Origin of the sequence: Candidatus Halocynthiibacter alkanivorans, assembly GCF_003333265.1 — a bacterium.
GTDB lineage: Bacteria > Pseudomonadota > Alphaproteobacteria > Rhodobacterales > Rhodobacteraceae > Halocyntiibacter_A > Halocyntiibacter_A alkanivorans.
On the sequence record NZ_QOLB01000124.1, the window covers coordinates 1 to 1530 of the forward strand.

Annotated in this window: 1 protein-coding gene; it reads right to left on the minus strand. The window is 58.8% G+C overall.

Going from position 1 to position 1530, the window contains the following annotated elements:
- The coding region (locus DWA01_RS15295; protein WP_136057766.1) for a recombinase family protein at positions 1–1530 on the minus strand (1530 nt) is incomplete at both ends.

Sequence of the window (1530 nt, forward strand, 5' to 3'; positions counted from 1 at the left end):
GTTCTGGTTTCCGGACAAAGACAACAATCCTGCCAGTTCCCCAACAAGCTCAATCACCAGGGTGTCTCCTTCGGGAACAAGTTTGATCTGCGACAGCAGGCGGCGGATGATGTCGCTGGCCTCAGGTTTTGTGGCCGGATCGTTCAATGCCCGGGTCAGGCCGGCAACTTTCTCACGGTAGATCCCGGACAGACCCGGGTGCAACAACACCGGCAGATCATTGTCCGCAGAGCAGAGCTCTGCTTCAAGCTCTGCCTTGCGGGCCTCCAGTTCGTCCATTTTGATCTTCATACTCGGGTGGAACATACCTTCGGTGATGGCCTCAATGATCTTGTCGATCTGTCGCGTGACCCTGGCCAGATCGTGTTCAGCTTTGGCTTGTCCGTGGCGCGCCTCTGCCGCCAGCCTGTTGTACTCTTCCTGATAGGCCGCAGTGAACTCAGCGATCAGATCGGGATGCAGGAGTTGGTCTTTGAGACCGGACAGAATGCGGGCTTCCAGTTCCTCACGTTTGATGGTGAGGCGGTTGTCACAGGTGCCTTTGTTGCGGGCGTTGGCGCAGCCGTAGTAATTTTTGCCGACAACGGTATAGCCCCCGCCACAGCACCCACAGGTCAACAAGCCAGAAAACAGGTGCACGGGACGGCGGGCGCGCTCGGAGCGCACGATACCGTCGCTGATAACGGCGCTTCGGGTGGATTGCTGGCGGGCTTTGACGCGGTCCCAGAGCGTCTGTTCCACAATACGCAGGGCAGGGACCTCTTCAATCACCCAGTCTTCCCTTGGATTGAGCCGGGCCTGACGCTTGCCGGTATCGGGGTCTTTGATGAAGCGCTGGCGGTTCCAGACCAGACGGCCGATATAGAGCTCATTGTTCAGAATACCCGTTCCCCGGCGCCAGTTGCCATAGATGGTGGACATGCCCCAGGCGCTGCCACGCGGGCCTGTAATGCCTGCTGCATTCAAGGCGCCCGCGATAGCACGGGGGCTTTTGCCGATGACGTAGTCTGAGAAGATGCGCCGGACAACCTCTGCTTCATCTGCGTTGATCTCTCTGTCGCCCGTGGTCACGCTGCCGTCGGCCTTCAGGCTGCGGATGACATCATAGCCGTAGGTCACACCGCCGGCGCTTTTGCCTTTGCGAACACGTCCCTCAAGGCCCCGATGGGTCTTTTGGGCGAGGTCCTTCAGAAACAAGCTGCTCATGGTGCCCTTGAGACCAATGTGCAGCTCAGTGATCTCACCCTCAGCCACGGTGACAATGGGAATGTCCCGAAACTTCATCTGCTTGAAGAATGCCGCGATATGTTCCTGATCGCGGCTGAGCCGGTCCAGACTTTCAGCAACGACCACGTCAAAACACCCGTTGCGGGCGTCTTCCAGCAGCCTCTGGTAGCCCGGGCGCAGATGTGAAGCGCCACTCAGACCGCGGTCAGCATAGATCCTTGTGACGGACCACTCTTTCCCTTCAATCAGGCGCTGGCAGAGGCGGGTCTGATCCTCAACCGAGGCTGCGCTTTGCAGTTCGGT